General features: G+C 68.6%; 6 protein-coding genes and 10 tRNA genes. 4 read left to right on the forward strand and 12 right to left on the reverse strand.

All coding sequences use genetic code 11. The features are described from left to right. Positions 1–867: 867 nt before the first annotated feature. Positions 868–1,578, forward strand: coding sequence for a DinB family protein (locus AB0H87_RS20650; RefSeq protein WP_360147717.1), 711 nt, complete (start codon positions 868–870; stop codon positions 1,576–1,578). A 294-nt stretch (positions 1,579–1,872) separates the two neighbouring features. Continuing rightward, positions 1,873–2,244, forward strand: a complete 372-nt coding sequence (locus AB0H87_RS20655) for a hypothetical protein (protein ID WP_360147720.1) — start codon at positions 1,873–1,875, stop codon at positions 2,242–2,244. A 284-nt stretch (positions 2,245–2,528) separates the two neighbouring features. Here the strand turns inward: AB0H87_RS20655 and AB0H87_RS20660 are convergent. From AB0H87_RS20660 to AB0H87_RS20715, 12 genes are all read right to left on the reverse strand, one after another. Continuing rightward, positions 2,529–2,603: transfer RNA gene (locus AB0H87_RS20660), tRNA-Glu, on the reverse strand. 7 nt (positions 2,604–2,610) lie between these two features. Further along, positions 2,611–2,684, reverse strand: a tRNA-Val gene (locus AB0H87_RS20665). Between the two features lies 1 nt (position 2,685). Then, positions 2,686–2,764 (reverse strand) — tRNA-Met (locus AB0H87_RS20670). 54 nt (positions 2,765–2,818) lie between these two features. Beyond that, positions 2,819–3,592 carry a hypothetical protein gene (locus AB0H87_RS20675; protein WP_360147723.1) on the reverse strand — a complete coding sequence of 258 codons (774 nt, stop codon included), beginning with the start codon at positions 3,590–3,592 and terminating at the stop codon, positions 2,819–2,821. Between the two features lie 37 nt (positions 3,593–3,629). Next, positions 3,630–3,703, reverse strand: a tRNA-Arg gene (locus tag AB0H87_RS20680). Between the two features lie 67 nt (positions 3,704–3,770). Next, positions 3,771–3,858: transfer RNA gene (locus AB0H87_RS20685), tRNA-Ser, on the reverse strand. A gap of 5 nt (positions 3,859–3,863) precedes the next feature. Beyond that, a tRNA-Asp gene (locus AB0H87_RS20690) sits at positions 3,864–3,936 on the reverse strand. Positions 3,937–3,951: 15 nt separating this feature from the next. Further along, positions 3,952–4,021: transfer RNA gene (locus AB0H87_RS20695), tRNA-Thr, on the reverse strand. An 11-nt stretch (positions 4,022–4,032) separates the two neighbouring features. Next, positions 4,033–4,503 carry a macro domain-containing protein gene (locus AB0H87_RS20700; RefSeq protein WP_360147726.1) on the reverse strand — a complete coding sequence of 157 codons (471 nt, stop codon included), beginning with the start codon at positions 4,501–4,503 and terminating at the stop codon, positions 4,033–4,035. 86 nt (positions 4,504–4,589) lie between these two features. Then, positions 4,590–4,662 (reverse strand) — tRNA-Phe (locus AB0H87_RS20705). Positions 4,663–4,711: 49 nt separating this feature from the next. After that, a tRNA-Ala gene (locus AB0H87_RS20710) sits at positions 4,712–4,784 on the reverse strand. Between the two features lie 162 nt (positions 4,785–4,946). Further along, a tRNA-Trp gene (locus tag AB0H87_RS20715) sits at positions 4,947–5,019 on the reverse strand. 343 nt (positions 5,020–5,362) lie between these two features. On the opposite strand from AB0H87_RS20715, the gene AB0H87_RS20720 reads away from it, so the two are divergent. Both AB0H87_RS20720 and AB0H87_RS20725 read left to right on the forward strand, forming a co-directional pair. After that, entirely contained in the window at positions 5,363–5,827 is a 465-nt protein-coding gene (locus AB0H87_RS20720; RefSeq protein WP_360147729.1) for a hypothetical protein, read from the forward strand. Positions 5,828–5,943: 116 nt separating this feature from the next. Next, on the forward strand, positions 5,944–6,017 hold a 74-nt coding region (locus AB0H87_RS20725), incomplete at its 3' end, for a hypothetical protein (protein ID WP_360147738.1).

Raw genomic sequence — 6,017 nt, forward strand, 5'->3', positions numbered from 1 at the left:
AAGCCGTGGACCTTCGGTCCGACCGGCGGAGGCCCGAGGTGGTACGTGCCGACGAGGTCCGACAGGGACGTGACCCGCCGCAGCCCGTGCGCCACGCCGTCGTAGGCCAACACTCCGGCGGCGGCCCAGCCGACCAACGTGACCGTGATCGTGGCGCCGGCCATGGCGCTGGTGGAGAGCAGCTGGCCGTGCGCCGCGCGCAACGTATCCGCCATCGCGATCACGGCGGCCGTGAAGCCGAGCAGGATGACGGTGGCCAGCGCGTACCACCGGAGGAAGCCGATCCCGATCGTCGTGGCCGCGGCTGCGCGGGTCTGCGCGCCGGTGACGGGATCCAGCGCCTTGACCGCGGCGTCGCGGTCGACCGGGCCGAGGCTCAGCCGGGGGCGCAGCGGTCCGTAGACCCGCAACGCGGTCAGGTCCAGCTCCGTGTTGCCGATCTGCACGACCTGCGCCGGGCCGGACAGCGACAGGCTCGGCTCGCGTACGCCGACCGACAGGCGCTGGCCCGCGACCGTGATCTCCACGTCGGGGGTGAGCGTCGCGGTGAGCGGCACGCCGACGAGCAGGCAGAAGAGCACGACCAGCAGCGTCGACGGCGCACTGCCCCTGGCCCGACGACGGTGCACGCGAACACGAAAGGCCACGAGCGGCAGCGCTCCCCCGGTCGACGCCTGCCACGGTCTTCGTTGATCGTCGCACCGGCCGGGCCGCCGCCGAGCCGCATCGACCCGCCGTCGCCCATTCGGTGGACGCACGCGTTGAGGATCCAGGACAGGTTGAACGGCCGCCAGACGATCGCCCGGTGCGACCGCGGGTCGCTGCCGCACTGCGATGTTGTCGGTACGCCGGTGGATACTGCCCGGCATGGCGAGCTTCAACGACCAGGATCTGACTGATGCCGAGTTCCGCGAGTGTGACTTGACCCGCGCTCGTCTGATCGGGGTGGTCATGCAGGACGCTGTGATCGACGGGCTGGTCACCAATCTGGTGGTCAACGGAGTCGAGGTGACGTCGTACGTCGAAGCTGAGCTTGACCGCCGGTATCCGGTGCGGCTGCTGCTCCGCTCAGCCGATCCGGCGGACCTGCTGAAGGGTGTCCGGCAGCTGCGGGCCGGCTGGGCGAAGACGATCGAGCGCCTGCGAGCGATGCCCAGGGGTTCGGAGCAGCAGCGCGTCGGCGGCGAATGGTCGGCGGTCGAGACCCTGCGCCACCTGGTGTTCGTGCACGACTCGTGGTTCCGCCGCTGCTGTCTGGGATCGACCGAGCCGTTCACCGCGATCGGGCTGGCGCCCGAGTTCGTCCCTGACCAGGAGGAGCAGGGCCTGGATCGAGCGGCGGCCCCCAGTCTCGACGAGGTGCTGGCCACGCGCGACGTGCAAGGCGCTGAGCTAGAGCGTTGGCTGTCGACGGTGACGGCCGATCAGCTCTCGGCGCCCGCGCCAGTGCCGGCGGGCCCGGGTTGGCCGCCGTATGCCAGGGGAAAGTCGGTGCTGCAGTGCGTCCAGGTGGTACTGGGCGAGGAGTGGGCGCACCACGGTTTCTGCGTTCGTGACCTCGATCTACTCGGAACATGACCCTCGCCACGAGCTTGCGTGCGACTAGCAATGACTCTCTCTCATGCCGCGATAAGTGAGCTGCATTCTGTGTCGCTGATGGGGCGAGGCACCAACGCCGCCGGCGTCCGCCGGAAGGGGCGTTCCCGTCGCGATCGCACAACTGCCTGACCCGGGCCAGACGTGAGGGATGGTTGTCCAGCTGAATCACACCATCGTGCGGGTCCACGACAAGCAGTCGTCGCGGCCGAACCGCACGTCGAGCCGAGCCGTGGTAGCCCGTCTTGCAGTAGCCGGCACCGACGCCGCGTTGAAATGCTCGTTGCACCGGGCACTGCTGCGTACGCCGACGTGGCCCGAGTAACCCGTGCGCATGCGCTGGCGCACAATGCGGTCGTCCGCCGCGCCGAGGACGACCACGGAACCGTCGTGGCTCGCGACAGCGCCCAGCACCAGCCCGTCGCCGCCTGCGGGGACCTTGGCCCATCGGGTCCGCGCACCGGCCGTACGCTGATGGATCGTTCGTTTCTCGGCCTGTCGACGGTGATCGTCACCAGCGCATCGCCGCTGACGGGGAACCCACCGCGCCAACCCTCGCCGACACCCGTGGCAACGGTGTCACTGAACCACGTCGCCCTGCCGTCGGCCGACTCGGCGTTGACGACGCGTTCGCCGTACGCCGCCTAATGACTCGGCGAACCCCCGATCCGCATCGCCAGTCCTTTGCCCGGCACGTTGACGAGGTCGGTGACGGTCCCCCAACTCGGGTCGCAGGGTCGGGATCGAAACCTCATGAACACCACCGGCGTACGGAGGTTTGTGAATCGGCCGACGAGCAGACGACCGTCGGTCCCCGGCAACACGGCAGGTATGAATCCGTCCGGAAACTCGACGGGTCGATGGGTACCGTCGCACCGGTCCCGCTGTGGTCGCTCGAACTGGATCTCCACGGTGGATGGCATTCGAATGAGCAGCGCGGACGGGACTCGAACCCGCACGTGTCCCGGGTGAAAGCCGGGCGACTCTTCCAATTCGTCCACCGCGCCATGGTCGTGTCCCGGGAGGGATTCGAACCCCCGACCCTCTGCGTGTCGAGCAGACGCTCTGCCAGGCTGAGCTACCGGAACGTGGTAGCGGGAGCGGGATTTGAACCCGCGATCTCAGGATTATGAGCCCTGCGAGGACGACCTAGCTCCTCTATCCCGCAAGTGCGCCGTGAGGGATTCGAACCCCCGACCGTCCGCTGAAAAGGCGGCGCGAGCTAGTCCGGGTACGAGTCGTCGATCACCATCTCCCGGACCTCGATGATGCCGGCCCAGTGCCGATCGACCGGATCGGTGCCGCGGCGTAGCCAGAGGGTCGTGCCGTCGGCGGCGACCGCGGTCTCGATGACGTGGTCGGCGTGCGCCTCGATGCGGCCGGTCTCGACCGGGCCAAGGCCGAGCCTCGCCGCCTCGGTCCGCACGTCGGCTCGGGCGAGAAACAACACGGCTGCGCGGCCCGGGTCCACACCCACTGCGGCGGGCTCGACGCGGGCCAGCCACGGCTCCAGCGCCTCCACCGTCCCTGCGATCGTGGTCGTCGGGACGGTGACGAAGAGCCGGGCGACTACGTCCCTTTCCGCCGGCTCGATCTCCAGGGTGCGGTCCGGGGTGAGCCCGGTGCCGTGGGTCGCGCCTTCCCAGCCCATCTCCTGGTCGGCCCGGTCGATCACCAGCCGGACGGCCGGTGGGCCGGACGGGGGCGCGATGGTCTCGGCGTAGCGGACGTTGCGACTGTAGACGAGGTCCTGCTTCCGCCAGCCGAAGCGGTGCAACAGCCGCCATGCCATCGCGTGCATGGCGCGTTCCTCGTTCACGTTGACGAGAGAGCCCGATAGCACCAGGTCGGCGCGTTCGACGTCGACGTCGATCCCGTCAGCGCCGACCTCGTCGGCGAGCGGAGCGTACCGACGCAAAGTGTCGGCTGCGTTCTCGGTGCCGCGTTCCAGCCTGAGCATCGCCGTCATCGCAAACGGCGGTTTGTCCTTCGCCACAAGTGCTCCCTACCGATACTGCGGCCCAAACCTCGAGTACCCCCGACAGGACTCGAACCTGCCGCCTCCGGCTTCGTAGGCCGGCGCTCTCTCCAGATGAGCTATGAGGGCATGCCTGTCGTCGGCGGGTCAACCACCGATCTCCGTGCGCCGTGCCTTCACCACTACTACGACGACGTGGCGGAAGGAGCGGGATTCGAACCCGCGCCGGACTACGCCGGTCTGCCTTAGCAGGGCAGCGCCTTGGACCTCTCGGCCATCCTTCCTCGCGCGGTGACGACGGGATTCGAACCCGCGATCTCGACCTTGACAGGGTCGCGAGCACTCCGCTGCTCTGCGCCACCATGTGTGTTGCTGCATGGACCCGACTGGACCCGAACCAATTTCCTCCGTTTTACAAGAACGGCGGTGTTACCAGCTGAACTACGGCGAACAACGCGTTACTCGAGGTCGTACACCGTGACTGGGATGTTCCTGGTTGTGACCTCGTCGGTGATGATCTGCTCGATCTCCGGCCAGCGCCCCCCGGCCAGGCCGGCGCCGATGCGGGGCATGTGGACCGACGCGCCCAGGTCCGCCGCCTTCGCGGCTACCTCGGCCAGACCGGCGCGCACCGCGTCGTACCGGATCGGTGGTGTGCCGCCCGACCGGCGCAGGCCGTGCTGACCGATCAGGTTGGCCACCCACAGGTCGGGCTCGACCTCGACGAACTGGGTGGCGCCAAGGGCGAAGCCGGTGCGGTCGCGATGCCAGGCGCGGTACGCGCGCTCGGGCTCGGGCCAGCGGCGGGAGAGTGCGACGACGAACCCGCGGCCCCAGCCGCCCACGTCGTTGCACACGTGCACGATGATCTTCGGGCCCGCGCCCTGAGGCTGGGTCGCGTCGCCGGTGACGTACTCGATGCGGCTCATTCGACCATCGTCGCAGTGCTGGGAGCGCAGGACTCGAACCTCCACGAGCTGCCTCCGGCGGGACTCGAACCCGCGGCTCATCGACGTGCCCACCACTGGGATCGAACCAGTGACCTCGCCCTTTTCAGGGGCGCGCTCGACCTGCCGAGCTCGGTGGGCTTGCTACCAGAACGCGCCTCCTCGTAAGGACGGACGCGACGCCTCTCGGTGGAGCAGGCGGGACTTGAACCCGCGGCCTTTCGCCTGCCAGACGAACGCTCTGCCAACTGAGCTACAGCCCCAAGATGTCGGATACCTGTTCCCAGAACCACCGAGCCGGTCCTACCGCTGTGCTCGGCGCGGGCTTCCGCGACGCCCGCGCCGGGCACCCGAGATCAAGATGCCATCCACTGTGGAGTTCTCAAACCACGTTCCCGACCGGCCCGAGCGGGCTGGTGGGAGAGCAGGGGCGACAGGACTCGAACCTGCAACCACCGGATTTGGAAGCCGGTGCGCTACCAGTTGCGCCACACCCCTATGAGGCCTTCAATTGGAATTGTTGTCAGGAAACAGAAACGCCGCCCTGTCCCGCGTCGGGAGGCGGCGTGAAGCGCTTCTTCTGCGCTTACCTCAGCCGCCGCCCCGCGTGGTTCGGCTTAGCGCTGGCGGTCTTATCGACGGATCGCCCGAAGGTGGGCAGGACCGCGAAACCGCACAGCGAAAACCGCTGCGGTTCGGCGATGGGCTGCCACAACATGTCCGGGTCACTCCTCGATCGTGCGTTCTTCCTACTGAGATCCAAGGTAGATCGCGTTGGCTGGGAGGACAACCAAATTTGTTGCGGGAGGCGATGTTGACCGTCCCGTGCGACCATGCGGCGATGGGCTGGCTGCGTCGGATGTGGGTTGGCCGGACGAAGACGCCGGCGGCGTTGATCACTGGCGTTGCCGGGGTCGACGAGGACGGCGGCTGGACCGCGTTTTTCATCAGCGGCGGAGGACCAGAGCCGGTCAACGTCCGGGGAGGGACGCTGACCGAAGTCGTCGACGTCGCGGCGGACGCGGTGGCGGGTCTGTACGCCGTGCACCCGCCGGTGGAGGGCGCCGAGCTGCAGCTGGCGATCTACCCTTGGGACTATCACGGCGGCCCGATCTTCGAGGTCGCCGGGCAGCCGGGATCATTCAGCGCGCGGGACATTCAGGGAACTGACCTGGCTGTCCACGGTGCCACCCTCGAGGAGCTCGTGACAGCGGTCGAGCGGCTGCCCGCAAGCCCGGCCGGCAACGCGATGCTGCTCTGGATCCGTCCTGTCGCCGCTCTTCCGGCTCCCGTACAAGAGTCGTAAACCCCACGTCGCCGGTTCGCAGGCGGCGCACGGCCTGGGCCCTCCTCCTGGCGGCGGCTTCGCGTCGTCGGACGGCGGCCGGGTGACCGGCCCGGGTGGCGGCAGTGACACCTTCTATGCGCCGTTTCCACGCGAGCCTGATGGAGCCCTGGGACGGCCCCGCGGCCGTGGCGTTCACCGACGGCACCCT

Origin of the sequence: Asanoa sp. NPDC050611 (assembly GCF_040654855.1) — a bacterium.
Classification (GTDB): Bacteria; Actinomycetota; Actinomycetes; order Mycobacteriales; family Micromonosporaceae; genus Asanoa.

What these genes read in the sequence shown, in the direction of transcription:
- AB0H87_RS20650 (WP_360147717.1), top strand. Translation starts at nt 868, where the DNA reads ATGGCGAGCTTCAACGACCAGGATCTGACTGATGCCGAGTTCCGCGAG.
- AB0H87_RS20655 (WP_360147720.1), top strand. Translation starts at nt 1,873, where the DNA reads ATGCTCGTTGCACCGGGCACTGCTGCGTACGCCGACGTGGCCCGAGTA.
- AB0H87_RS20700 (WP_360147726.1), bottom strand. Translation starts at nt 4,503, where the DNA reads ATGAGCCGCATCGAGTACGTCACCGGCGACGCGACCCAGCCTCAGGGC.
- AB0H87_RS20720 (WP_360147729.1), top strand. Translation starts at nt 5,363, where the DNA reads ATGGGCTGGCTGCGTCGGATGTGGGTTGGCCGGACGAAGACGCCGGCG.